Origin of the sequence: Capnocytophaga sp. oral taxon 329 str. F0087 (genome assembly GCF_000213295.2) — a bacterium.
Lineage (GTDB): Bacteria > Bacteroidota > Bacteroidia > Flavobacteriales > Flavobacteriaceae > Capnocytophaga > Capnocytophaga leadbetteri_A.
This window is the reverse complement of the sequence record NZ_KN390016.1, coordinates 1499-26716: the sequence shown is the minus strand read 5'-3', so window position 1 is coordinate 26716 and position 25218 is coordinate 1499. Positions and strand designations below refer to the sequence as shown.

The following is a 25218-nucleotide window of genomic DNA, read 5'->3' as shown; positions in this document are numbered from 1 at the left end:
GACGTGACAGTGCCTGCTATAATAGACTATGCACGCCGCTTCCCGATGATGGCAGAGCGCCAATTGATTATCATTAAAGAAGCGCAGAACCTCAGGGCTAGTATTGACCAATTAGTGCCTTATGTTGAAAACCCTACCGCCTCTACCGTGCTAGTATTTTGCTATAAATACGAAAAGTTAGACGCACGTAAGAAACTACTAAAGAGTTTAGGAAAAAACCAGGATTGTGTGGTAATGGAAAGCAAAAAGCTATATGAAAACCAAGTAATAAGCAGCTTTTTGCCAGATGTTTTTAAAAAGAAGCACTTAAGCATACAGCCTAAAGCTACTCAGATGTTAGTTGATTTCTTAGGAAATGACCTCAGTCGCATTGAAAATGAAGTAAATAAATTGGCTCTTATCGTACCTGCAAACACCGAAGTAACCCCCGATATTATAGAGAAGAATATAGGTATTAGCAAAGAGTTTAACAACTTCGAGCTGAAAAGTGCTTTTGCCACCAATGATAAGGTGAAGATAGCGCGTATTATTAAGCATTTTGCAGAAAACCCTAAAGATAATCCGTTGGTGGTGACTCTGACTGTACTATACGGATTCTTTCAGAAGCTATTAATTTACCATAGCCTGACTGATGTGAGCGACAAAAATGTAATGGCGGCTACTAAAGCTACCTTTTTCGATGTAAAAGACCTACATAGTGCTGCCCAACACTACCCGATGAAGAAAGTGAGTGCTATAATGGCGGGCTTGCGAGAGATAGATGTGAAGAGCAAAGGCGTAGGGGCTGCGAGTACTACCCCCGCTGACCTACTAAAAGAACTGATGATGATAATGAACTAAACCTCCCCCTACCCCCCTCCAAAGAGGGAATAGGTAATTACAACTTTTAATGCTTAGTTATAAATTCTAAGCTATAACTAAGCATTAAATAATAATAAAAAAAGCTGCCTTAATTGGCAGCTTTTTTTATTTAATTATTAGACAGAGACTCCGTATTCTCTAAGGGCATCGTTTAGTGATGTCTTTTTGTCGGTTGAGGCTTTACGCTGACCGATGATAAGGGCACAAGGCACTTGGTAATCGCCGGCAGGGAAGTGTTTGGTGTAACTACCTGGGATAACTACTGAACGTTCAGGTACATACCCCTTGAGTTCCTTAGGTTCGCTACCTGTTACATCGATAATTTTAGTAGAAGAGGTAAGCACTACATTAGCCCCAAGTACGGCTTCTTTGCCTACACGCACTCCTTCTACCAAGATACAACGCGAGCCGATGAAAGCTCCGTCTTCGACAATAACAGGGGCTGCTTGCAAGGGTTCTAACACCCCTCCTACTCCTACGCCACCGCTTAAGTGTACGTGCTTGCCTATCTGAGCGCAACTGCCCACTGTAGCCCACGTATCGACCATAGTACCTTCATCAACATACGCACCGATATTGACATAACTTGGCATTAGTATAGCACCTTTAGCAATATAAGCACCGCGACGAGCTACTGCTGGTGGTACTACGCGCACGCCTTTCTCGTCGTAATTATGCTTGAGCGGAATTTTATCGTGATACTCAAAAATACCCACCTCTACAGGTTTCATATTCTGAATAGGGAAATACAACACTACGGCTTTCTTTACCCATTCGTTTACTTTCCAGCCATTGGCAGTAGGCTCGGCTACACGCAACTGCCCTAAATCTAAGAGGTGAATAACCTCGCGGATAGTCTGCTGTACGATTTCCTCACGAAGCAGTGAGCGATTTTCCCACGCTTCATCTATTAGTTGTTTTAAGTGTTCCATTTGTTATTATTTTGATAAAGTATCTATTGCTTTTTCAATAGTTGCTATTTTAGCGAGTGCATCGGCTTCTTTTTTGCGCTCGATATCTACTACCTGAGCAGGTGCCGAATTTACAAACTTTTCATTAGAAAGCTTCTTGCGCACTGATGCCAAAAAGCCTTGTGTATAGGTCAATTCTTCTTGCAGTTTCTTTAATTCTTCCTCTACATTGACCGCTCCCCCCATAGGGATAAAGTACTCATTAGCTTTTACGCGGAAAGACATTGCCCCCTCTATAGCAGCACTTACTTCGGCAATAGCCTCAAGTCCGCCCATTTTGGTAATCACCGCGTCGAAACGATTGCTTATTTGCTCTTTGTTTAATACCGAAAGACTAAGCGGTGTTTTGAACGGTATATTCTTCTCTTTGCGCACCGTGCGGATACCTGCTATCACTTCAGCAGCAAAATCAAATTCGGCTAACAGTTTTTCGTCGTAGGGCTGTACAGCGGGATAAATAGCCACGATAAGAGCCTGCTCAGGGGTACGAGGGGCTAAACTTTGCCATATTTCCTCGGTAAGGAAAGGCATAAAGGGGTGAAGGAGTTTTAGCAAATTCTCAAAAGCGGCTACAACGCCTTCATAAGTGGCTTTATCCATCGGTTTGCCGTATTCGGGTTTTACCATCTCTAAAAGCCACGCGCAGAAATCGTCCCAAGCAAGTTTGTAGATAGCCATTAGAGCATCGGAAATACGATATTTTTCGAAATGGTCTTCTACCTCAGTAAGCACCGCATTGAACTTAGCATCGAACCACTGCAAAGCGAGCTTAGATGCCGCTGGTTGGTCGACTGTATCTACTTGCCAACCTTTTACCAATTGGAAGGCATTCCACAGCTTGTTGCCAAAGCCTTTTCCTTGCTGGCAAAGAGCCTCATCGAACAACAAGTCATTACCAGCTGCCGATGAGAGCAAGAGCCCTACGCGCACGCCATCAGCCCCATAATCGGCAATGAGTTTGAGGGCATCGGGGGAGTTGCCTAAAGATTTTGACATCTTGCGGCGTTGCTTATCGCGCACCAATCCGGTGAGGTAAACATTGCTAAATGGACGTGCACCCTTGTACTCAAAGCCTGCTACTATCATTCGGGTTACCCAGAAGAAAAGGATATCAGGCCCTGTTACCAAATCGTTGGTAGGGTAATAATACTCTATTTCAGGATTGTTAGGCTCTAAAATACCATTGAATACACTCATTGGCCATAACCAAGACGAGAACCACGTATCGAGAGCGTCTTCATCTTGGCGCAAATCGGCTTCGGTAAGATGCGCATTGCCGCTCTTTTCTTTAGCCAACACAAGGGCTTCTGCCTTAGTTTCGGCTACTACAAATTGGTTTTTACCCTCGCCGTAGTAGTAAGCAGGAATCTGTTGCCCCCACCACAATTGGCGTGAGATATTCCAATCGCGTACGTTCTCTACCCAATGGCGATAAGTGTTCTCGAACTTTTTAGGGTATAGCTTGATGCTTTCGTCTTCTAACACCGCCTTGATAGCAGGCTGTATAAGGGTATCCATTTTGAGGAACCACTGGTCGGAAAGGCGAGGCTCAATCACCGCTTTGGTACGCTCTGAGGTGCCCACTTTGTTAGTATAGGTTTCTTTCTTAGCGAGTAAGTCTTTTGCTTCTAATTCGGCTACTATCTCCTTGCGCACCACAAAGCGATCTTTGCCAGCATAGTGCAAGCCGTAGCTATTGAGAGTTGCATCGTCATTGAAGATATCAATCACTTCTAACTGGTGCTTGTCGCCCAACACCTTGTCGTTAGGGTCGTGTGCAGGGGTTACCTTGAGGCAACCTGTACCAAACTCTACATCGACGTACTCATCTTCGATAATCGGAATTACGCGGTTGCAGATAGGCACAATCGCCTTTTTGCCTTTGAGGTGCTGCCAACGCTCATCATTAGGGTTGATGCAGATAGCCGTATCGCCAAAAATGGTTTCGGGGCGGGTAGTAGCAATGATAAGATACTCATTTGTCCCTTCAATTTGATATTTCAAATGATATAAAAATCCTTGACGTTCTTCGTAAATCACCTCCTCGTCAGAAAGGGTAGTTTTGGCCTCTGGATCCCAGTTTACCATACGGTGACCGCGGTATATCTGTCCCTTATTATACAAATCGACAAAGACTTTGATAACGGAAGCTGAAAGCTCGTCGTCCATAGTGAATTTGGTGCGCTGCCAGTCGCAAGAGCAGCCCAATTTTTTGAGCTGTTCGAGGATTACCCCACCGTATTGGTGCGTCCATTCCCACGCGTGTACGAGGAACTCCTCGCGAGTGAGGTCGGATTTTTTAATGCCTTGTTCTTTGAGTTTGGCTACCACTTTAGCCTCGGTTGCGATAGAAGCGTGGTCGGTACCCGGCACCCAGCAAGCATTAAAACCTTTGAGGCGGGCACGGCGGATAAGCACGTCTTGAATGGTATTGTTGAGCATATGCCCCATATGGAGCACCCCTGTAACGTTAGGGGGCGGAATAACGATGGTGTAAGGCGTACGCTCATCGGGGGTTGAGTGAAAATAGTTGTGGGCAAGCCAATAGGCATACCATTTTTGTTCTAAATCAGTGGGATTGTATTTTGTCATATTTTGCTAATGTGTCGATTTGCTGATTATTTTTGCAAAAGTACGAAATTATTTTGGATTGGCAGTTTTTAGCGCCATTTTTTGTAAGGGTGATGGGTGAGCATCGCGTTGTAGTACCTTGGGTCGGCCGTGACCTCCTCGCCTAACCAGTCGGGGTGGTGAAAAGGGGTATCTTCCGAAGGGAGCTCTATCTCGGCGATTAACAAGCCCTCATTGTCGCCGTGAAACTCATCTACCTCAATGGTGGTATCGCCATTGGGCACCAGATAGCGGGTCTTATCGATAATACCCGATTCGCAAAGGGCGAGCAACTGCTGGGCTTCGGCTATGCTTATGGCCTTTTCCCACTCGAAACGGGTAGTGCCTGCCGCATTGGTCTTGCCTTTGACGGTGATAAAAGCCTCGTCGCCCTTAACGCGTATGCGCACCGTGCGCTCAGGCACAGAGCTAAGGTAGCCCTGCGTGAGGCGCATCTTATGCGTGGCAAGGGCTTTGTAAGTATCGTTTTTTACTTTGAATTTTCGTTCTATCTCTTGTGGCATTTTTTTAGTATTAATTAGACTTTTCTTTAAAATAAACATCTCCTATTTAAAAAACATCCCCCCTGCCCCCTTCAAAGGGGGAGCCCATACACGAGCATCATAATTAAGACGTTTATACTTCGCTAATTGTTCGATTATCGTTCGCTCTTCCTATATCGTTCCTGTATTGTTCCTATATCGTTCCTGTATTGTTCCTATATCGTTCCTGTATTGTTCGTATATCGTTTGTATAGGGTAAGTGCGTTTAGAAATTTTTTCTGTGGGGCAAAGGTAAGAATTCTTAATTATTTTTTATACTTTTGCTGCTTCATTATTTTCAAATAAAAAATTATAACAAAAAAAACTATGACAAAAAACTTTTTGATGCTCCTCTGTGGGGCGCTGCTATTAGGAGGGTGTAGCTCCTCTTTCATTAGCTTTAAGGAGAAAAATCCGTTTAGAAAGGCGGTGGTATTCACCAAAAACGATAAGGAAATTATCTATATACCGATGATTCACTTAGGGCAGCCTGAATTTTATGAAAAAATTAAGCAGTTTGTAACCCAAAAAAGAGATGAAGGCTATAAAATATACTACGAAAACCTGACTTACGGTACTTCGGATTCGCTTTTGCAAGATACTTTACTACTAAAAGTACGCAAAATGACAGGATTTTACTTCAAAGGTATCTATACGGATAAAAATAATGAGACTTCGCCTTTTAAAAAAGGATTTGACAGTTATACCCGTCAGAGTGAAGAGAATACCGGCATTGACCTCAGTAAGGATTTTAGAGTAGACCTGAATATGCGTCAGTTAGTGGCGCAAATAGAGGCTGACCACTCGCCTATAGTGCTGGACAGCTGCGACTACGCTACGCCGCCCACTGCGAAATACAACTGCAAACAATACAAGGAGTATAGTCGGCTATTCTTGCGCACCTACCGCGATGACTACCTATTGGCTACGCTGCTAGCTACCCCTCATAAGAAGATTATACTGCTATACGGGGTAAATCATTACGATTTTCTGTCGCCCGAGCTGAAGAAAGCAGGGTTTGAAGAGAGAAAGGTGGTTAGTGATTAGTCCATTTGCTTGTTCAATTTTAAACCTATTTTTGTACAATTCTTCATCAAAATCATCCGCAATATAATGATTATGTAAGAGAACATTTAGAGGAACTAAAGAAGAATGGAAATTTTAATATTACAGAAATCAAAAAATTACAAGATGAATTAAGAAAGCATATAGATGATGCCCTAAATTCAGATATGAATTTAAATGATTATTTTAAAGAAGGGAAACATAAGAAAAAGAATAAACATTAATAGTAAAAGTATACATTATGAAGTTTTATAATATAAAGTTTGACTTCGAACCTAAAATAACAGGAAGAAGAAATGGGAGTTTTGCAGTTGAAATAAGGAAAAACTCATTTGAAAATAATAAACATAAGGAATATTTCAATAACTTTTTTGACAGCAACAGTAATGATATAAAAAGGGTTCGTATAGAAACATTCCAACAATTTGATCTAAAAAATTGTCCAAATGTCATCTATTTCCCTATGACTAAAAGTATTAAGAAATTAGATTTTATGTATTACGCTCCTTATGAATTAGGAATTGATTTCTTAGTAAGCAAAAAGATTGTGGATATTATATCTGCATACAAATTACCTATTCACAATAAAATTCCTGTAAAGATTGATACTTTTGATGGTAACTATTTCCTAATAGGTTTCCCTGTATGGAGTTTTGAAGTTCTTGATTTTCAAAAAAGTACTTTCTATCATCGGGATAGAAATGAATTCTCTTTTATAGACTATGAAGATTATGAAAACTCCGAATCGAAATATAGATATACGACAAAAGTAGATTTGTATCTAAGGAACAAAATAGAATATGATGTAATTTCTATAGGTGCAGCTATTTTTTTCTCTGAAAAGATTGTTGAAGAATTAAAAGAGAATAATGCAACTGGGTATAGAATCGTTGATGGAATTTTAAATATATGATACTTACCTAACATAGAATTAGCGAATGATTTTCTGTCAGACACTTTAGGGCGGGATTGGGAAGATATTATCAGCAGTGGGGAGAACCTGCATTGCCACTATGCACCACTTCCTGAAGAGGAAGAACTCACTGATATTCCTTTGGAAAGCACAGAAGGTTAGTGATTTTCTATTAAAATTGAAACTACTTATATAATCTATTTTAAATAAAGAAGATACAGGAATTACAAGAATATTAGGTAATGATTTAGTAATAGCTCTTATTTCATTTGATTATACCTATTTTCTCAGTAACTTCTGGGGCAAAGATACAACTAATTTCCCTAACTTCCTCATATTAAAATTCCTAAGCACTATTAAAAAGCTGATAGGTAACGATTTAGTTACGGAACTTAATTCCTCTCTTTGCCTTATTTTTATTGTGTTTTTAACTCACGACGTAAAGGTACGATTATTTTTTTAATAGAAAATTTTTGATAGTATTTTAATGCAAGTAAATTTTTGACACTCATTTTTTGTAGGTTAAACATATGAAATCCCATAATAAATTGATTATCAGTTAGTTATTAGAGCTTATGAATATGGAGTTTTTACCTTATATCTATTTGAAAATTAGTTAGTTATGAAGGTATCTTCTGTTTGACCTACATTTTTTGAATGATTAAACTGTTTATATAAAAAAATAAATGTAATTTTGTAGCCTAATATTTTGTTTCTACTTTATATGGAAAACCATAGTTTAAATTTTATAGATTTGTTTGCAGGAGCAGGAGGGCTGTCAGAAGGCTTTGTTCAGGCAGGGTACATCCCTATAGCACATATAGAAATGGACAGACACGCTTGTGACACCCTTAAAACTCGAGCAGCTTTCCATTGGTTGAAAGCTAATAACCAATTACATAAATATAAGGAATATCTATATAAAAAACAAGAAAAAGAAGATGGAAGTAAGCTCTGGGCACAAGTTCCTGAAGAGGTTATTAATAGTGTTATCCAATCTGAAATAGGAGAAAATACAATTTTAAATTTATTTAAACAAGTAGACTCTTTGATAAAAGACAAAAAAATTGATCTTATAATAGGAGGTCCTCCTTGTCAAGCTTATTCTATTGCAGGAAGAGCTCGATTAGGTAAAGCCGTTGAAAGTGACCCTCGTAATGATTTATATAAGTACTACGTAAAATTCATAGAGAAATATCAACCTGAAATGTTTGTTTTTGAAAATGTTTTAGGTATTAGAACAGCAAAAAATGGAGCTCCATTTCAAGACCTAAAGAAATTAATTGATGAAGCAGGATATATAATGGAAGACCATATACAGTTAGCATCTGAATATGGGGTGCTTCAAAATAGACAAAGGGTAATTATTGTGGGATGGAAGAAGGGATCGCCTTATAAATATCCCTATTTAACAAAGGAAGTAAATAAGTATGAGGTTTTGAAGGATTTATTCATTGATCTGCCTCTTCGCAAGCACGGTGAAGGAGAGCTTTGCTCTCCTATTAAGTATACTCAACCTCTTTCAAAAATGAAATATTTGGAAGAATCTGGTATTAGAACAAACGATTTTGATTTTACTACACAACACATAGCACGTCCCAATAATGAAAATGATAGAGAAATATATCGAAGAGCAGTAGAACTATGGCTCAATGAAAGAAGAAGAATAAACTATATAGAACTACCCCCTCACTTACAAAAGCATAAGAATAAAGAATCTTTTCTCAACCGTTTCCAAGTAGTGGATCCTTATGGATACTCTCACACAGTTGTAGCTCATATCGCTATGGATGGGCATTACTTTATCTATCCAACCTTGAATCCTACAATTGAAAATGTCCGTTCTATTACTCTAAGGGAAGCTGCACGCTTACAATCATTTCCCGATGATTTTTATTTTGAAGGAAGTAGAACAGCTGCTTTTAAGCAAATAGGGAATGCTGTACCTGTAATTTTAGCAAAAAAAATAGCTCAAAAGATAAAAGAAATGTTGTTATGATTGAAAATACAAATAAAAAAGGAGACTTTATTTTTCGTCCTAAAGCTCGGTTAATTAAAACTATAGGGGAAGAACTTATCAGTAGTGATAATGTTGCTGTTGTTGAGTTGGTTAAAAACAGCTATGATGCTAACTCTCCAATAGTAACTATTACTTTTTTGGGAAATGTGAAGCAAAAAAAACAGGGAAGAATTATTCAAAATTACTTAAGTAAGGAAGGAGCCTCTATAGAAATATACGATCAGGGCTCAGGAATGAGCTTTGAAACTGTTAAATCTGCTTGGATGGAACCCGCTACAGATTTTAAGAAAAAAAACACTAACAAAAACAGAAAATTCACAGGAGAAAAAGGCATAGGTCGCTTTGCTTCTGCAAAATTGGCATCAAGATTAGAACTGATAACAAAGCAAAAAGAAGGAAAAGAACTTGTGGTTACTTTTAATTGGGAAGATTTTGATAAAGATGATTACTTAGAGAACATACATATACATTGGGAAGAGAGAGAACCACAAGAATTTAAAAAAGAAAATAGTGGTACCCTCCTTAGATTAAAAAACTTAAATACCGATTGGGATACTGAAAAAATAAGGACATTACGCACAGAACTCTCTCGATTATTAAACCCAATAGTACCAGTAGAAGATTTTTTAATAGAGATCGCTATACCTGATGAATTAAATAAAGATGTTAATCTTAACGGTATCATAGAAAGAACAGAACTTTTAAATAAGCCTAATTACTACATAAAAGGGAGTATAACAAAGGAAGGATATCCAAAGGATTTTATTTACTTTAGTAAAGAAAAAGGGAAGGAAGAACAATTACTCATAGAAACAAATAAGTTTATTCAAAGTAGTATGTTAAAAGTTCCTATCATGGGTGAATTTTCTTTTGAATTTAGAGTATGGAATAGGGATAGAGATAATTTAAGAAATTTAGGAAGAGAAGTTGATTTTAAATATGGAGAAGTGAAGAAAATATTAGATGAGCAATCAGGAATTAGTATTTATAGAGATGGCTTCAGAGTTTTACCTTACGGAACTCCTAATAATGATTGGGTACGATTAGATATCCGCCGAGTTAATAATCCTACCTTACGTTTAAGTAATAATCAAATTGTAGGATATATACTTATCAGTACAGAAGAAAATCCTTTACTAAAAGATCAGAGTAATAGAGAAGGAATTGTTGAAGGAGAAGCATTTGATGATTTAAAAGAGTATATCAAATTAATATTAAATGAAGTAGAGCAACGAAGATATCAAGAAAGGGAAAGATTTCAAACATCCGACCCCAATACAGATAAAAATTTATTTGAAAAAGCATCATTAGATACAATAATAAAAACGGCAAAAGAAAAAGTGCCAGAACAAGAAGAGCTTATAAAAAACTTAGAACAAAAAAATATAGAGTTAGAGAAAGTTATTACAAATGCTCAAGAAATTATATCAAGATATAGGCGTTTGTCTATATTAGGACAGCTAATTGACACTATTATACACGATGGTAGAGGTTATCTTTCAAAAATAGATGGACGTTGTTATTTAATTCTAGAAGAACTAAAAGAAGAACTATTAAATAAGTCTGAAATAGAAGATAATACAAACAAAATTCAGAAAACACGTAAAGATTTTTCAAAATTATTTGAAAGAATAGAACCTTTTGGAGGAAAAAGAAGAGGAAAGATCACAAATATAGTTATAGAAGAACTTATAAGAGACCAGTTTTTATTATATAGCAGAGAAATATCTAACTTGAAAATTCAATACAGTATTTCTGAAAGTAATCATACAATGAAAATAGATAAAGCTGATTTCGGAATTATTTTCATGAATCTAATTCAGAATTCAATATATTGGCTTGCAAACAGTGATAAAGCAAGAAAAATTGAAGTAGAAGTATCTGATTCTTCAGAAAGTATTGATATTATTTTTAGCGATAATGGTCCGGGTATAAAAGAAGGGACAGAACAAAGTATCTTTAAACCTTATTTTAGTACTAAACCTGATGGAGTAGGTTTAGGACTAACAATAGTGGGGGAATTAGTGTCAGAATATAAAGGAAAATTGATGCTAATTGATAACGGTCCCTTAGAAGGTGCAACTTTTAAAATAATGTTTAAAAAATAGAATATGAATAATACATTAAGAATATTATCCGTAGAGGATGAAGAAGAACAACATGATATACTAAAGAAGGTGTTTAGTAAACCTATTTTTCAAAAAAAAATAGAATTTAAGGTAATAGATAGCTTTGAAAATGCTATTGATGAGATTACTAAAAATGATTATCATATTGTGATATTAGATATTTATAGAGGAAAACCTGATGATAACAATGAAGAAGGTGAAAAAATTCTAGAAACAATCCAAAAAGAGCGTTTCATACCTATTGTTTTTTATTCAGGCAATACAAAAAATGTAAAGCATTTAAGATCTCAGATGGTGGGTGTAGTAACAAAAGCAGAGGGAGAAGGTATAGAAAATCTAAAAAAAGAAATTGAGCGTTTAGTAAAATCAAATTTACCATTTATTAGAGAAAAAATACATAATCATTTAGAAAAAGAACTTAAAGAATATTTTTGGAATATAATTCACGAAAGGAAAAATATTTTTCGTGCAGATGAGGAAGATTTTTCATTAGGATACTTAATGTTGCGTAAGTTTGGACACTCTCTTTCTAAAGAAAAAATAGCTGAAATACTTGGTGATAATACACTAACAAGCGAAAAAGCACACCCAATGCAATTTTATATCTATCCAACAGATACTAATCAAGAATTTGAATGCGGAGAGATTATAAAATCTAAAGAAAACAATGAGTTTTTTGTCATTCTTACCCCAAGCTGTGACTTTATAGAGACTTCAAGTAGGAAAAGGAAAGCTGAAAGAATTTTATTAGTAGAAGCCTCATTACTTAATGCAACTGATGAATGTAAAAAATATATAAAAGAAAAAGCATCCAAATCCAATGAAAATGAACTTAGAAAACTTATAAATTCAAGTAAAAGTGATCGATATTTCTTTCTCCCCAAAACTCCTTTTATAGAAGAAAATAGAGTTATTGATTTTCAGAATAAAGAAATGGTCAGCTATGAGGATTTAAGCAATCCAGAAAAGTATGAAAGGATTGCTAAATTAGATAGCCCATTTGCAGAGTCAATGGTAGCAAGTTTTATTCGCTATTATAATCGTATTGGTTTTCCTGATATAGATACTGATTATATTCTTAGTAATCTATAATATAGATGCCTCCACAACTTCGGAGTGCTACATTCTGCGTTCCCTTGCCCACAAGTAGTTTTGAGCTGCTTAAAAGGTTTTCAGCTGCTCAAAACACAACTTGCTACCATCTGGTGATGTAAAACATAGCCCTTTGGGCTATATTTAGGTTAGCCCACAAACTGCGCCACAGCGCACCCATCTACACACTTTAAAGGACATTTTTGACCTAAAAACAAGGTTTTTGTTTTATGCTATAAAATATTGTATTTTAAGTGTCTTTTATTTTATTAACTTGTTGATTTTAAAGAGTTAGAATGTTCTAACGTTACAACGTTGTAGCGTTAGTACGTTCGTACGTACCAACACACGTACTTACCTATGCCCTCTCCACATATTTTTTTGGAGAAAATTAGGTTTTGAGTTTCTGACAGAAAAAGACGAACAAGAAGATATTCGGCAGATGTTTCTTGATTTGACTACTATATCAAAATTAGCCCCACATTAGGCTGTAATTATGAATTATCAATTGAATGTAGGGCTTCTTCAAAGAGGGTGCGGTAGGTAGCGGGTAGGTCTTCGTGGTATTTGTTTTGATAAACCCTCTCCAATACCTCTACGGGCTGTAAATCGCGGAGGGTGAGTTCGCTCTGAAGGGCGTCAGCAGAAGCAGCCGTCGCGTGAAGATAACGGACATCAATGCGAGCTAAACGCACTTGCTTATGGGCTATCGCTCTGAAAATACTGCTCTTGAGTTCGGGTGCGGGTTCATTTAACAATACTTTCACTTCGAGATAAGGTGTATTATCGGTTGGAGCCGTATCGGGTAGCTCCATAAGGGCATTGAGTACCTCTTCCGCAGGCAAATAGGTGTCGGGAATGCTAAGCAGAGGTGTGTGCAGCGGTATAGGTAGGGACTCGATATGCTGCACTTTTCCTTCTTCCAAAGAAAAAGCAATCACTTGATGCTCATAATGTTTTTCAGCAAACGAAAGCGGTATAGGACTGCCGGCATATCTGATATGGGTAGTACCGCCCAGCGCCTGCGCCTTGTGGATATGCCCCAAAGCTACATATTGCAGTGCGTCAGGGAAGTTGGCCGTACTGATGCTTTCTATGCCGCCAATGATAGGACGCTCGGCAGTGTCGTCATCATTGATTTCAGCTCCTGAAGCGTGCAAATGTCCCATAGCGATAAGCGGTTTGCCTTGTGCTATGGCGACTGCTTGGCGGGTAATTTCGGTATAAAAAGCCGCTACCCCTTGCGCATAATCAGCAGGGGTTTCTTCGTTTTTAGGGTAATCGCCCAGACGGAGGAAAGGCACTGCCAGAAGATAGGCCGCAACCTCTTCACCACTAAAAAGCGGCAGGATTAGTCGGTTATAATCTATTTGCTTATCAGCGGTACGCCTAACGTAGCCCACCAGATGGATATGGGTATTTTCTAATAGAGGGGCGGGCATTTCAAGCCGTACAGGAGAATCGTGATTGCCCGCAATAGCCACAATCTGAAGCGCAGGGAAACGCTCGGTAGCCTGATGAAGGAAGTGGTAAAACTGCTTAGTAGCCGCCACGGAAGGGTTGGCTGTATCGAAGACATCGCCACTGATAAGCAGCACATCAGTAGATTGTTTTTCAATAGTTTGCAAGAGCCACTCTAAGAAATGTTGGTGCTCTTGATAACGGTCGTACTGGTAAAACGTCTGCCCTAAATGCCAATCGGCGGTATGTAGAAAGTTCATTTTTTGCTTATTTTTTTTCTCACATTGCAAAAATAGCTTATATTTGCCAATAATTTTAAATCTATGGAAAAAAATTACAAGATGGTAGCTAAAACTTTCTTTGGTTTTGAAGATATTTTGGCTACTGAATTGCGCAATCTGGGTGCGATGCACGTAACCAAAGGAGTGCGCAGTGTGCAATTTGAAGGTGACAAGGGTTTTATGTATAAGGCTAACCTATGCTTGCGTACCGCCCTTAAAATTTTGAAACCTATCGCTTCGTTTTACATACGCAGCGAGAAGGAATACTACCAGAAACTCTACCAATTTAACTGGCAGCAGTACCTAGGGGTAACGCAGACTTTTGCCGTGACGGCGACGCTACAGACAGAACTTTTCAGTCACTCGCAGTTCGTAGCCCTAAGGGCTAAAGACGCTATCGTAGATGCTTTTCGCGATGCTACAGGTAAGCGCCCCAATGTGGATGTACAGCACCCTGATGTGGCTATACACATACACGTGCAGCGCAATGAGGTGATTGTATCGCTTGACAGTTCGGGAGAGTCATTGCACCAACGTGGCTACCGCACTGCTACCAACCTTGCGCCCATCAATGAAGTATTGGCAGCGGGCATCTTGCTGCTAAGCGGCTGGGAAGGGCAAAGCGACTTTTTAGACCCTATGTGCGGCAGCGGCACCTTCTTGATAGAAGCTGCGATGATTGCCTGCAATATACCGGCTAATATACACCGAAAAGAGTTCGCTTTTGAACGCTGGTCAGATTATGACGAAAATCTATTTAACGTAATCTTCAGCAGTTGTATTAAGAAAATACGAGAATTTAACTACCAAATAACAGGCTATGACAAAGCGCCATCGGCAGTAGCTAAAGCAAAAGACAACCTTAGAAACGCGAATCTATCTGACTACATAAAAATATATCAACGGGACTTTTTTGGCACTGAAAAAGAGGATAAGGACAAACCTCTGCACATAGTGTTTAATCCGCCTTATAACGAGCGATTAGTAAGCGATACGGAGCAGCTATACGGCTCGATAGGCAGCACGCTGAAGCACCGCTACCCGCAAAGTGAAGCGTGGTTTATAACTGCGAACTTAGAGGGACTGAAATACGTGGGATTGCGCCCTACCCGCAAGATAAAGCTTTTTAACGGAAAATTGGAGAGTCGATTGGTGCAGTATAAGATGTATGAGGGTAGTAAGAAAGCAAAATATTCTCAGGATTAATATCGAATTGTAAATCTTTACATAAAAAAAGCTGTTCAGCTAGGTGCTGAACAGCTTTTTTTGGGTTATGTAGTTTTAGTTATACCTTAAAATTTATAACTATAAACATCCCCCCTATACACATACTCCGCTGCGCCAGCTCGCGGACTTCCTTCAAAAGGGGGAAATGTGACAGGCAAGCATACACGAAAAACATTGTAGACAGTCTGTTGTTTCAACATAATTTAAGATAAAAATAATATAATGAATTTATTATCAGTAGAAAATATATCTAAGGCCTTTGGGGAACGAGTTATACTCGAAAATATTTCTTTTGGCATCAATAAAGACCAAAAGATTGCCTTTATTGCTAAAAATGGCACTGGAAAGACGACTCTTCTGAATATTATGGCAGGTAAAGACTTGCCTGATAGCGGTCAGGTGGTGTTTAGAAAAGGAATACATATCGGTTTTTTGTCGCAAAACCCATATTTTGATGAAGAACTAACCGTAGAAGAGACTATTTTTGCTGCTGATAATCCTATTTTGCGTCTTATTCAAGCATACGAACATGCTTTGGAGCACCCTGAAAACGAAGTAGCATACCAAAAGGCTTTTGAGCAAATGGAGCTACACAACGCTTGGGACTTTGAGACTCAATATAAACAAATTCTTTTTAGGCTGAAATTAGACAATCTTAGTCTGAAAGTGAAGAACTTATCAGGCGGGCAGAAAAAACGCCTCGCTTTGGCTAATGTGCTTATTAGCAAGCCTGACTTGCTTATTTTAGACGAGCCTACCAACCACTTAGACCTTGAGATGATAGAGTGGCTGGAACAGTATTTTGCTAAAGAAAATTTGACGCTCTTTATCGTTACTCACGACCGCTATTTCTTGGAGCGCGTGTGCAACGAAATATTAGAACTTGACGGAGGCGAGTTGTTCAGTTATAAAGGTAATTATTCTTACTTCTTAGAAAAGAAAGAACAGCGATTGGCACAAGAACAGGCTTCAGTTGAGAAGGCTAAAAACCTATACGTGAAAGAATTAGACTGGATGCGCCGCCAACCTAAAGCACGTACAACCAAATCGAAGTCGCGGATTGATGATTTCTATAAGATAAAAGAGCAAGCCCATAAACGACGCAAGGAGCACACGGTGCAGCTGGAAATTAATATGGAGCGATTGGGTAGCAAGACGGTAGAGTTTCACAACGTATGTAAGGCGTTTGATAAGCTAACAATACTCGATAAATTCAGTTACAACTTCCTAAGAGGGGAACGGGTGGGTATCATCGGTAAGAATGGTACTGGTAAATCTACTTTTTTGAACTTACTGACAGGGGCTCTAACCCCTGATAGCGGCAAGATAATAGTAGGTGACACTATCAAATTCGGCTATTATACGCAGGAAGGTATAGAGGTATTGCAAGGGCAAAAAGTAATAGAAGTAATACAAAAATATGGTGATTACATACCGCTACTGAAAGGTCGTACCCTATCGGCAGGACAACTGTTGGAACGTTTTCTCTTCGACCGTAAAAAACAATACGACTATGTAGAAAAACTTAGTGGTGGCGAGCTTAAACGCCTGTACCTCTGTACAGTACTGATACAAAATCCGAACTTTCTGATATTAGACGAGCCTACTAATGACCTTGATATTGTAACACTAAATGTGTTAGAAGATTTCTTATTGGACTACCCAGGGTGCTTGGTGGTAGTATCGCACGACCGCTATTTTATGGATAAGATAGTAGACCACCTTTTTGTATTCAGAGGACAAGGTGAAGTAGAGGATTTCCCTGGTAACTATACCGATTATCGCGTGTATGAAGAGAGCACTCCGCCAACAGATGACGCTCCTAAAAAAGAGGCTACCAAAAATACTTGGCGCAAAGATGCTAACAAAGGTCTTTCATTCAACGAACAAAAGGAATACAATAGGTTAGAGAAGGAAATAGCCCAATTGGAAGAAAAAAAGACAGCTATAGAAGCTGCCTTTGCTGAGGGAAATCTTACTAATGATGAGATACAAAGTCAATCAGTTGCTCTACAAGAGACCCTTGTAGCCTTAGAGGAAAAGACTGAAAGGTGGTTTGAGCTAACTGAACGATTGGACAATTAGACGATTAGACGATTAGACGATTTGGCGATTTGTCAATTTGGCGATTTGACGATTAATTAACATCCCCCCTGCCCCCTTCAAAAGGGGGAGATGTGACGGTCATCATACTAGTAGAGAAACTGTTTTTTAGCAAATTAGATAGATTTTCGGTAGGAGCGCCACCAACGTTCGGGGATAGTACCTCGGATGGCCTCTTCGTAGTCTTGAGGTAAGCAAGGGATAAGTCCTGATGGGACGTGGTTTTGAGGTCCTGAGTACTTATCGCTACCAGGTTTCATCCACCAACGTTCGGTCTGTGTGCTTTTGAAGAACTCTATCTGTACATCCTCAATAGGCACAATATATTTAGTATAATTTTCGTCATTAATCACCGGTAACTCTTTGATACGGAAGTTGAAGCCCTCATAAAAATACCAAACCATTTCGGCCATCAGCTGGTTAGCCAAATCGGTATTAGGCACATTGAAAATGCCTGTTACTTGCACATTGCTACTGATACCGGCATAGCGCGTAATGGCACAGATTTCGCGGTTAGAAAAACCATTTACATTACCCGGTGCATTCATATCTTTAGCCTGTACACTGGTCATATCAATACTTACGATATCGGCATCGCGCATAGCAGGCTCTATACACTTCAGGTCATTGACCACATTGCCCAAACGATAGGCTTCGAAGCACATCTTCTCAAGCAAATCGAGTTCTTCTTGGGCTACATAATAAGATTGATACCCTAAATTAGTAAAGTCGAGAAGATTGACAGGCGGCTCAGAAATCAGACGACTCATATAAGAACTTTCAATAAAAAGCTCTTCATCATTTCCAAAATCGAACTTGGCATCTACACTTACAAGATTTACCATTTGCTCGAGGCTATCAAAAGCACGATAAAGCGAATAAGTAAACTGCTGCTCCCCCCCTATTACTAAAGGAAGGACGCCTTTTTTGACCAATTCGGCTACAATTTCGCGGATAGCAAAATGCGTATCCTCGTCCGTTTCGCCCGCAGGAAGATTGCCTAAATCGGCAATGTTGAAGTACCAATTCCCTACGAAAAGAGAGTAAAGATGGCGGCGAAAATTACTAAAAGATTGGCGGTTTTTCTCGACACAGAAGAAAGCGATTTTGACATCGCTAAGGTCGGGTAACCCTATGGAGTACAGGTGTTTTTGTATCTGGAAGCCCACTTGCTGAGGCTTGTAATCATCTAAGGTAAAAGATGCTTCGACAGGTTGTAAATACGATAATGACATTGGTTATATATTAGGTAATAATGCGCAAAGATAGTAAATTATTATCAATTATTAATTGTTAATTGCCAATTGTTTTGTACCTTTGCAGTGAAAAACAAGAGAGAATGAAAATACTTCACATAGACAAAAACCACCCTTTGATGCTGGCACAGCTTGCGGCTCAAGGGTTTGAAAACCACGAGGACTATACCAGCACTAAGGTTGAAATAGAAGCTAAAATAGCTGATTATGATGGGATTATCATCCGCAGTAGGTTCCCTATTGACAAGACATTTTTAGACAAGGCTACTCGCCTAAAATTTATAGGCAGAGTGGGTGCCGGTCTTGAGAATATAGATGTAGCTTATGTTGAAAGCAAGGGTATCAGCCTAATAGCTGCCCCTGAAGGCAACCGCAATGCGGTAGGTGAGCACGTTTTAGGAATGCTGTTATCGCTACTAAACAAGTTTAAAAAAGCGAATAACGAAATCAAGAACGGCAAATGGTTGCGCGAGGAAAATCGCGGTTGGGAGTTAGACGGCAAAACGGTAGGCATTATAGGCTATGGTAATATGGGCAAGAGCTTTGCTAAAAAGCTACGAGGCTTTGACTGCCAAGTAATCTGCTATGATATACTACCCAACAAAGGCGATGAAAACGCTCGGCAAGTAACCTTAGTAGATTTTTTCCGCCAGGCAGATGTGGTAAGTCTGCACACCCCACAAACGCCCCAAACGACAAGAATGATTAACGAAGCGTTTATCAATAGTTTTGCCAAAAGTTTTTGGTTTTTGAACACAGCACGCGGCAAGAGTGTCGTTACTGATGATTTGGTGCGCGCCCTACAAAGCGGCAAAGTATTGGGAGCAGGACTAGATGTGCTTGAATACGAAAAAGCCTCATTTGAAGATTTTTTTAGCGATAAGCAGATGCCCGAAGCGTTTAAATATCTTTTGGAGGCTGACAATGTAATCCTAACCCCCCATATAGCTGGTTGGACACTTGAAAGCAAGGAGAAACTGGCTCAGACGATTGTGGATAAGATAATTAATTTTAGTCGTTAGTCATTAGTAATCAGTCGTTAGAAAGCGACTCTATATAGGAAAATTGAGATTTGATATATCATATGAAAAAGAATTATTTATTGATTGGGGTAGCGGCTCTGTTATTAGGGGGCTGTTGTGCTACCAAAACCTCTACTGCAGCGCAAGCCCCCAAGGGCGAAAGCACGCTCATCGCTAACGGTAAGCTATGGTCTTCTTACTTTCAGCAAAATGCTGCTGAATACGAGGCTCTTTGTCTGCAAGCCTTTAATGTAGCTCAGCTGCGTTTAGACGAAGCTCTTGCTAAAAAAGGCGATAAACCGCTGGCTATCGTTACTGATATTGACGAGACTTTCTTAGACAACTCGCCTTTTGAAGCCTATTGTGCTAAAAAGGGTATTAGCTACTCGCAAGAGGCGTGGGAAGAATGGACGGTATTAGGCGATGCTAAACCGCTGGCAGGGGCGTTAGATTTCTTTACATACGCTGACAGCAAAGGGGTGACTATCTTCTACGTAACCAATCGTCTAGAGAAAGAGCGCGAAGGCACTGCTAAGAACCTGCGCAAGTATAACTTCCCTTTCCCTTCTGACAGTAGATTGATACTCCGCACCGCTGAGAAAAGCAAAGAGAACCGTCGCCTACAGATAGCTAAAGATTACGACATTGTGTTGCTAATGGGGGATAACCTTTCTGACTTTGCTAAAGACTTTGACAGTCGCACTCCTGAAGGGCGCTCAGAGGCCGTACATAACAACCGCAACGAGTTTGGCAAGCGCTTTATCATCCTACCTAACTACTCTTACGGCGACTGGGAAGGGGCTGCCTATGGCAATAAATACTCTATCCCTGCTGAACAAAAAGAATTGATTATTAAGAATAAGACGAAAGCGTTTAAATAATTAGCAAATTTGGAAATTAGCGAATTAGTAAATGGCAAATCTTGCGAGAGTGAGGTTTGTCATTTTTTTATTTGGTAGGTCATAGTTTGTCCGCTACTTTTATTATCTTTGCTGCAATTAAAAAATTAACAAAAATGAAAATACAATACTGTTCGGACTTACACCTTGAATTTGAGGATAATTTAAACTTTTTAAGTAATTACCCTATAAAACGGGTGGGTGATATTCTTATCATCGCTGGTGACCTTGTTCCTTTTGTAAATCTTTCTAAAGCCCTCTATAAAAGTGAAATAGCTGACCTTTGCAAGGGTTTTGAGAAAGTATTTTGGTTGCCAGGTAACCACGAGTATTACCTCTATACGCACCACTACGCCAGCAGTCGCTGTGAGCAGCCCCTGAAAGAAGTGCCTAACCTCTACTTGGTAGATAACTATAGCGAGCGTATAGGCAGCACTCAGCTGATACTCAGCACGATGTGGAGCCATATCAGCAAAAAGAACGAGAAAGCTATAAAGTACGGAATGAATGATTTCCGCTATATTACTGTGCTAAACCCCGCTAAAGGAGGTGAGATAGATTCTTTGGAAATAGCTGATTTTAACTATTTTAACAAAGAAGCGGTGCATTTCTTGAAGAAAGAAGTAAAAAAAGCGGCTAAAGCCAAGCAAGCTGGCGAGATAGAGCGTATATTGGTCGCCACCCATTACGTACCCACCAAAGAGCATTACCCTGAAATATACTTAGACAGTCCGCTAAATGAAGCTTTTGCGCAAGACCTTGCCGATTTTATCGTCTCAAACCCTATAGATTATTGGATTTATGGGCATCACCATTTTAACCAACCCGACTTTAAGGTAGGTAACACCCAGCTACTCACCAACCAATTAGGCTACGTAATGCGAGATGAACACGAAGGGTTTGACTGGGAACGATGGGTGGAGGTGTAAAAAAATATTGTTATCGGACGTAGCCTGTCCACTTTGTGCTATATCTTTGCGGCTGAAAAAGGAAAAATAAAACTTTTTTTAGCAAAAAGGGATATATATCCGGAAAAGATTTGTATATTTGTCGCAAATTAAAAAGTATACGAGTATTTGAGATAGACATACAAACAAATATAACGATATAGCGTTTCGCTTTGATTTTCCTGTTCTGGAATACGACCAAACATTTCAATAACACAAGGAAAGCAAATGCCGAGATGCCTGCCTTATAAGCGCAGGTATTCCTTTTTGCTTTTGTGTTAGCCTTTGATCGGGCTCCAGACGAAGTAATAGGAAGCCTGCGCTTGATGTGTTTTTAAAATATTTAAATTTATATATATGGAATTAAAAGAAAAAACTATTGCCATGGAACAATCATTACATAAGGTTTTAAAACCTTTTTACAAAGAACTTCTTGAACAATTATCAAAAGAAGATAAAGAAACAACAAGTCCTTTTTGCATAGAATGGGGAAAGAATTTTCCTACAGATTCATTTAGCGGGTTACTTTTTATAGGAAGAGCTACAAATGGCTGGGGAACAGATTCTACAGAAAGTGTTGATGTTTTGTTCGATGGTGATAATGAATCACGAGGATTTGCTCATCCCAATCAGATGAGTTGGTTGGAAAATCATCCTTCTTATAATTGGCAACGCTCTGCTTTTTGGCGAGTAGTATCTAACGTTTCTCAAAGCTATACACAAGGAGAATGGTTTAATGGAATTGCTTGGACTAATTTATATAAAATAGCTCCTTATGATGGTGGTAATCCTTCTAATAGATTGTGTTACGAACAGCTTCCTATCTGCCAGAAAATACTGAAAAACGAGATTGAAATACTTTCTCCAAAGTTTGTAATCTTACTTACTGGTGAGAATTGGGCGAAAGATTTTCTACCTTATTTGAATGGTGAGAAAGAATGCAACCCAATTAGTACAATAGAGTGGGGTAAAAACAATGAATACCTCATCAATTTGTATAACTTTAATGGAGTTTATTTCTTACAAACAGAACACCCTCAAGGAAAAGATGAAGAAAGTCATATCAATGCGATTGTATCAATAATTGAGAAATATAAATAATAGCCCCCTCCCCACTCGTAAAAAAGTGGGGAGTTTTTTTGTAGAAAAAAATATAGTCGGTCATAGTTTGTCCATTTTGTTTTATATCTTTGCCGTGTAATTTTTAAAGTAATACAATGAATCTTTACTTAGATGACCTACGTACTACTCCTGAGGGGTTTGAACGGGTGTATAGTTACGAGGAATTTGTAGCTTATCTTCAGCGGCATGGGTTGCCTGATTTTATCTCGTTTGACCACGATTTGGGCGAGGGGCTTTCGGGCTATGATTGTGCTAAATATTTGGTGGATTATTGCTTAGACCATCAGTTGCCTTTGCCCAAGTTTGTAGTGCACAGTCAAAACCCTGTAGGTAAGGCGAATATAGAACAAGTATTAGCAAATTTTAAAAAGAATATAGAATTTTAATAAATAAAACTATGGCTAAAAAAGAACAATTATTGCGATTGGTGCATATCGTAAAAACTCTTGAAAAGGCTCCTGAAGGGGGACTTAGCTATCAGGAGCTATACGACCACCTAAAACAAAAACACGAGGATAAAGATTGTGAGAACTTTAGCTTCTCAGAGAAAACTTTTCAGCGGGATAGGCATCTGTTAGAAGATATTTTTATGATTTATATTGCGCCTAATGGTAAGGGGCGATGGGTGATTGAAGAAAGCGAACTAACAAACCGGTATGCTATTTTTGACAATATTTTATTAGTAGATGCTTACCGTCGCACTAAAGAGATGCAAGAGGTGCTACTATTTGAACGACAAGAGAAAACACTAGGCTTAAACCATATTGAAGATATTATTGAGGCTATAGAAAAACATTGTACTGTGCGGTTTTTCTACACCAAATTTTGGGAAGGGGTAGCCCATCAGCGTGAAATGGTGCCCTATGCCTTAAAGGAACACAATAGGCGTTGGTATCTGATTGCCGCTGAGCACAAAGAACCTATGCAGTTTAAGGCTTTTGGTTTAGACCGTATTTCTCAATTGGAGATTACAACTACTAAAGTACAACGTAAAAAGGTGAATATAGAAGCCCTCTTTAAAAATACTTATGGGGTAATGATTGATACGGAAACACCTCCGCAAGAGGTTATTTTATCGTTTGACTACGAGCAAGGGCAGTATGTTAAAACCCTACCACTGCACCCCTCGCAAAAGCTATTAGAGGACAATGAAGATGAGGTTCGTATCAGCTTGCAGCTCGTTCCTACTTACAATTTTGTGATGGAAATATGCGCCCGCAGTCAGTATGTGAAAGTGCTTGCTCCTGCTACATTGGCTGAAGAGGTGAAAGAACATCTAAAAAAAGCATATGAGCAGTATTTGTAAAATTTAGTCATTTGTAATTTGTCATTTGTAATTATTTTGTATCTTTGCAAAAAAGCTATTTTAAAAAGTAAAACTACAAAAAATAATATAATTAACTCAAACAAAGGGAATTACTTTTTTTGATAGGAAGATAAGAGAAGACAGAGACTTAGATGATTTGGACAGGTTTTTCCAAAATTAGGTTTCTAAATCATTACCTAATATCTTGAAAAATATTTTTTATTAACAGGTTATATTTCAGTGTTTTACACCTTTTTTCATCTTGTATAGTAACTTAATAAGAAGTACTTTCGCAAATTAAAAAATTAGAGTATGGAAAAAGTAAAACGCTCAACTTTTAAGGTATTGTTCTACCTTAAAAAGAACGCCCCAAAGAAGAATGGTAAGGTTGCTATTATGGGGCGTATTACCATTGACAATCAGGTAGCTCAGTTCAGTACCAAACTTGAAATCCTTCCACAGAAATGGGATTTGAAGTACGGAAGGGTAATAGGTAAAACAGAAGAAGCTACCCAACTCAACCACAAGTTAGAAGAAATTCGTTCACGTATCATTACTCATTACGAAGAGCTGATGAAGTACGAGGGGGTGGTTACTGCACAAAAACTAAAAACCACTTTTTTGGGTATAGGAGTAATAGAAGATTCCTTACTAAAAGTCTATGAGAAGTTCAAAGAAGATTTTGCCTTGATGGTAGAAAAAGGTGTCAGAAGTTGGAGAACACTCAATAAATACAAAAATGCATACACTCATTTGAGTGAGTTTATCCAATATAAATATCGCAAAAGCGATATCTCTTTCAAAGAGCTTACAGAAGACTTTATCAATGAGTTCGACTTCTATCTTAGAGTCAATAAAGCTCTTGCGCAGAACACCATTTGGGTATACATGATGCCCCTTTGTAAAATGGTAGAAATAGCCATAGACAAAGGCATTATCCATCGCAATCCATTTAAGAACTACACTAACTCTATGGAAGAGAAAGACAGAGGTTATTTACTTAGAGAGGAAGTAGAAACCCTTCTGCAATATCACCCTAAGAGTGCTTCTATTGAATTAGTACGAGACCTATTTGTGTTTAGTTGCTTTACAGGCTTCTCTTACATTGACATCAAACAACTTAAAAAAAGTCACTTACAATCGTTCTTTGACGGCAACAAATGGCTTATCAAACGCCGTCAGAAATCTGATGTACCCTGTAATGTTCGTCTATTAGATATAGCCGAGAAAATTATTGAAAAATATGAGGGTACGACTCGTACAGAGGCACTATTTCCTACACCCTCCAATGCTAATTGCAACCTCCTGATTAAAAAGATGATGAAAGATTGTAACATCATTCGTGAAAAACCTATCTCCTTTCACTGGGCACGCCATACCTTTGGTACTCT

At 38.6% G+C, this 25218-nt stretch carries 20 protein-coding genes; 15 read left to right on the top strand and 5 right to left on the bottom strand.

The features are described 5' to 3' along the window. A partial coding sequence (holA, locus tag HMPREF9074_RS07945; RefSeq protein WP_034540212.1) for a DNA polymerase III subunit delta occupies positions 1 to 840 on the top strand: 840 nt, incomplete at its 5' end. 137 nt (positions 841 to 977) lie between these two features. Here the strand turns inward: holA and HMPREF9074_RS07940 are convergent. The 3 genes from HMPREF9074_RS07940 to HMPREF9074_RS07930 form a co-directional block, all read right to left on the bottom strand. Then, on the bottom strand, positions 978 to 1793 hold the full coding sequence (locus HMPREF9074_RS07940) for a 2,3,4,5-tetrahydropyridine-2,6-dicarboxylate N-succinyltransferase (protein ID WP_009389680.1): 816 nt from the start codon (positions 1791 to 1793) through the stop codon (positions 978 to 980). A gap of 6 nt (positions 1794 to 1799) precedes the next feature. Continuing rightward, complete coding sequence (locus HMPREF9074_RS07935; RefSeq protein ID WP_009389682.1) at positions 1800 to 4424, bottom strand: valine--tRNA ligase; 2625 nt, start codon at positions 4422 to 4424, stop codon at positions 1800 to 1802. A 68-nt stretch (positions 4425 to 4492) separates the two neighbouring features. Beyond that, a complete protein-coding gene (locus HMPREF9074_RS07930; RefSeq protein ID WP_034540210.1) occupies positions 4493 to 4966 on the bottom strand; it encodes a CYTH domain-containing protein in 474 nt (157 codons plus the stop codon). A 345-nt stretch (positions 4967 to 5311) separates the two neighbouring features. On the opposite strand from HMPREF9074_RS07930, the gene HMPREF9074_RS07925 reads away from it, so the two are divergent. The 5 genes from HMPREF9074_RS07925 to HMPREF9074_RS07905 all read left to right on the top strand — a co-directional run bounded on the left by HMPREF9074_RS07925 (position 5312) and on the right by HMPREF9074_RS07905 (position 12203). Continuing rightward, positions 5312 to 6031, top strand: a complete 720-nt coding sequence (locus HMPREF9074_RS07925; protein WP_009389686.1) for a hypothetical protein — start codon at positions 5312 to 5314, stop codon at positions 6029 to 6031. Positions 6032 to 6290: 259 nt separating this feature from the next. Beyond that, positions 6291 to 6962: a hypothetical protein gene (locus HMPREF9074_RS07920; RefSeq protein ID WP_009389492.1), complete on the top strand. Its 672-nt coding sequence runs from the start codon at positions 6291 to 6293 to the stop codon at positions 6960 to 6962. A 724-nt stretch (positions 6963 to 7686) separates the two neighbouring features. After that, complete coding sequence (locus HMPREF9074_RS07915) at positions 7687 to 8961, top strand: DNA cytosine methyltransferase (protein WP_009389495.1); 1275 nt, start codon at positions 7687 to 7689, stop codon at positions 8959 to 8961. Further along, positions 8958 to 11090 (top strand): sensor histidine kinase, encoded by a 2133-nt coding sequence (locus tag HMPREF9074_RS07910; protein WP_009389496.1) that lies wholly within the window; start codon positions 8958 to 8960, stop codon positions 11088 to 11090. Before HMPREF9074_RS07915 ends, HMPREF9074_RS07910 begins: the two co-directional genes overlap by 4 nt. Before the next feature lie 3 nt (positions 11091 to 11093). Beyond that, positions 11094 to 12203 (top strand): response regulator, encoded by a 1110-nt coding sequence (locus tag HMPREF9074_RS07905; protein ID WP_009389497.1) that lies wholly within the window; start codon positions 11094 to 11096, stop codon positions 12201 to 12203. Between the two features lie 494 nt (positions 12204 to 12697). Here the strand turns inward: HMPREF9074_RS07905 and HMPREF9074_RS07900 are convergent, their stop codons facing one another. Then, a complete protein-coding gene (locus HMPREF9074_RS07900) occupies positions 12698 to 13924 on the bottom strand; it encodes an exonuclease SbcCD subunit D C-terminal domain-containing protein (RefSeq protein ID WP_034540204.1) in 1227 nt (408 codons plus the stop codon). A 63-nt stretch (positions 13925 to 13987) separates the two neighbouring features. On the opposite strand from HMPREF9074_RS07900, the gene HMPREF9074_RS07895 reads away from it, so the two are divergent. Then, the gene (locus HMPREF9074_RS07895; protein WP_009389502.1) at positions 13988 to 15151 is read left to right on the top strand and encodes a THUMP domain-containing class I SAM-dependent RNA methyltransferase; all 1164 of its coding nucleotides are present in this window, start codon (positions 13988 to 13990) and stop codon (positions 15149 to 15151) included. A gap of 243 nt (positions 15152 to 15394) precedes the next feature. Then, positions 15395 to 17257, top strand: coding sequence for an ABC-F family ATP-binding cassette domain-containing protein (locus tag HMPREF9074_RS07890; protein WP_009389136.1), 1863 nt, complete (start codon positions 15395 to 15397; stop codon positions 17255 to 17257). A 134-nt stretch (positions 17258 to 17391) separates the two neighbouring features. Here the strand turns inward: HMPREF9074_RS07890 and HMPREF9074_RS07885 are convergent, their stop codons facing one another. Next, the gene (locus HMPREF9074_RS07885; RefSeq protein ID WP_009389134.1) at positions 17392 to 18510 is read right to left on the bottom strand and encodes a formimidoylglutamase; all 1119 of its coding nucleotides are present in this window, start codon (positions 18508 to 18510) and stop codon (positions 17392 to 17394) included. Positions 18511 to 18614: 104 nt separating this feature from the next. Between HMPREF9074_RS07885 and HMPREF9074_RS07880 the strand changes: the two genes are divergently transcribed. The 7 genes from HMPREF9074_RS07880 to HMPREF9074_RS07850 form a co-directional block, all read left to right on the top strand. Further along, positions 18615 to 19553, top strand: coding sequence for a 2-hydroxyacid dehydrogenase (locus HMPREF9074_RS07880; protein ID WP_009389133.1), 939 nt, complete (start codon positions 18615 to 18617; stop codon positions 19551 to 19553). Positions 19554 to 19615: 62 nt separating this feature from the next. Beyond that, positions 19616 to 20434, top strand: coding sequence for a 5'-nucleotidase, lipoprotein e(P4) family (locus tag HMPREF9074_RS07875; protein WP_009389132.1), 819 nt, complete (start codon positions 19616 to 19618; stop codon positions 20432 to 20434). A gap of 134 nt (positions 20435 to 20568) precedes the next feature. Continuing rightward, complete coding sequence (locus tag HMPREF9074_RS07870; protein WP_034540202.1) at positions 20569 to 21381, top strand: metallophosphoesterase; 813 nt, start codon at positions 20569 to 20571, stop codon at positions 21379 to 21381. 375 nt (positions 21382 to 21756) lie between these two features. Continuing rightward, positions 21757 to 22500: a uracil-DNA glycosylase family protein gene (locus tag HMPREF9074_RS07865; protein ID WP_009389128.1), complete on the top strand. Its 744-nt coding sequence runs from the start codon at positions 21757 to 21759 to the stop codon at positions 22498 to 22500. Between the two features lie 116 nt (positions 22501 to 22616). Continuing rightward, positions 22617 to 22907, top strand: a complete 291-nt coding sequence (locus HMPREF9074_RS07860) for a cyclic-phosphate processing receiver domain-containing protein (protein WP_009389127.1) — start codon at positions 22617 to 22619, stop codon at positions 22905 to 22907. 11 nt (positions 22908 to 22918) lie between these two features. After that, complete coding sequence (locus HMPREF9074_RS07855; RefSeq protein WP_009389126.1) at positions 22919 to 23827, top strand: helix-turn-helix transcriptional regulator; 909 nt, start codon at positions 22919 to 22921, stop codon at positions 23825 to 23827. A 312-nt stretch (positions 23828 to 24139) separates the two neighbouring features. Then, positions 24140 to 25218 (top strand): site-specific integrase (locus HMPREF9074_RS07850; RefSeq protein WP_034540206.1); only part of this gene is annotated, 1079 nt, incomplete at its 3' end.

Excerpts from the sequence above, each read along its gene's own strand:
- HMPREF9074_RS07875 (WP_009389132.1), top strand. The coding sequence starts at position 19,616 with ATGAAAAAGAATTATTTATTGATTGGGGTAGCGGCTCTGTTATTAGGG.
- HMPREF9074_RS07915 (WP_009389495.1), top strand. The coding sequence starts at position 7,687 with ATGGAAAACCATAGTTTAAATTTTATAGATTTGTTTGCAGGAGCAGGA.
- HMPREF9074_RS07880 (WP_009389133.1), top strand. The coding sequence starts at position 18,615 with ATGAAAATACTTCACATAGACAAAAACCACCCTTTGATGCTGGCACAG.
- HMPREF9074_RS07885 (WP_009389134.1), bottom strand. The coding sequence starts at position 18,510 with ATGTCATTATCGTATTTACAACCTGTCGAAGCATCTTTTACCTTAGAT.
- HMPREF9074_RS07890 (WP_009389136.1), top strand. The coding sequence starts at position 15,395 with ATGAATTTATTATCAGTAGAAAATATATCTAAGGCCTTTGGGGAACGA.
- HMPREF9074_RS07865 (WP_009389128.1), top strand. The coding sequence starts at position 21,757 with ATGGAATTAAAAGAAAAAACTATTGCCATGGAACAATCATTACATAAG.
- HMPREF9074_RS07930 (WP_034540210.1), bottom strand. The coding sequence starts at position 4,966 with ATGCCACAAGAGATAGAACGAAAATTCAAAGTAAAAAACGATACTTAC.
- HMPREF9074_RS07870 (WP_034540202.1), top strand. The coding sequence starts at position 20,569 with ATGAAAATACAATACTGTTCGGACTTACACCTTGAATTTGAGGATAAT.
- HMPREF9074_RS07900 (WP_034540204.1), bottom strand. The coding sequence starts at position 13,924 with ATGAACTTTCTACATACCGCCGATTGGCATTTAGGGCAGACGTTTTAC.
- HMPREF9074_RS07920 (WP_009389492.1), top strand. The coding sequence starts at position 6,291 with ATGAAGTTTTATAATATAAAGTTTGACTTCGAACCTAAAATAACAGGA.
- HMPREF9074_RS07910 (WP_009389496.1), top strand. The coding sequence starts at position 8,958 with ATGATTGAAAATACAAATAAAAAAGGAGACTTTATTTTTCGTCCTAAA.
- HMPREF9074_RS07895 (WP_009389502.1), top strand. The coding sequence starts at position 13,988 with ATGGAAAAAAATTACAAGATGGTAGCTAAAACTTTCTTTGGTTTTGAA.
- HMPREF9074_RS07860 (WP_009389127.1), top strand. The coding sequence starts at position 22,617 with ATGAATCTTTACTTAGATGACCTACGTACTACTCCTGAGGGGTTTGAA.
- HMPREF9074_RS07935 (WP_009389682.1), bottom strand. The coding sequence starts at position 4,424 with ATGACAAAATACAATCCCACTGATTTAGAACAAAAATGGTATGCCTAT.
- HMPREF9074_RS07925 (WP_009389686.1), top strand. The coding sequence starts at position 5,312 with ATGACAAAAAACTTTTTGATGCTCCTCTGTGGGGCGCTGCTATTAGGA.
- HMPREF9074_RS07905 (WP_009389497.1), top strand. The coding sequence starts at position 11,094 with ATGAATAATACATTAAGAATATTATCCGTAGAGGATGAAGAAGAACAA.
- HMPREF9074_RS07855 (WP_009389126.1), top strand. The coding sequence starts at position 22,919 with ATGGCTAAAAAAGAACAATTATTGCGATTGGTGCATATCGTAAAAACT.
- HMPREF9074_RS07940 (WP_009389680.1), bottom strand. The coding sequence starts at position 1,793 with ATGGAACACTTAAAACAACTAATAGATGAAGCGTGGGAAAATCGCTCA.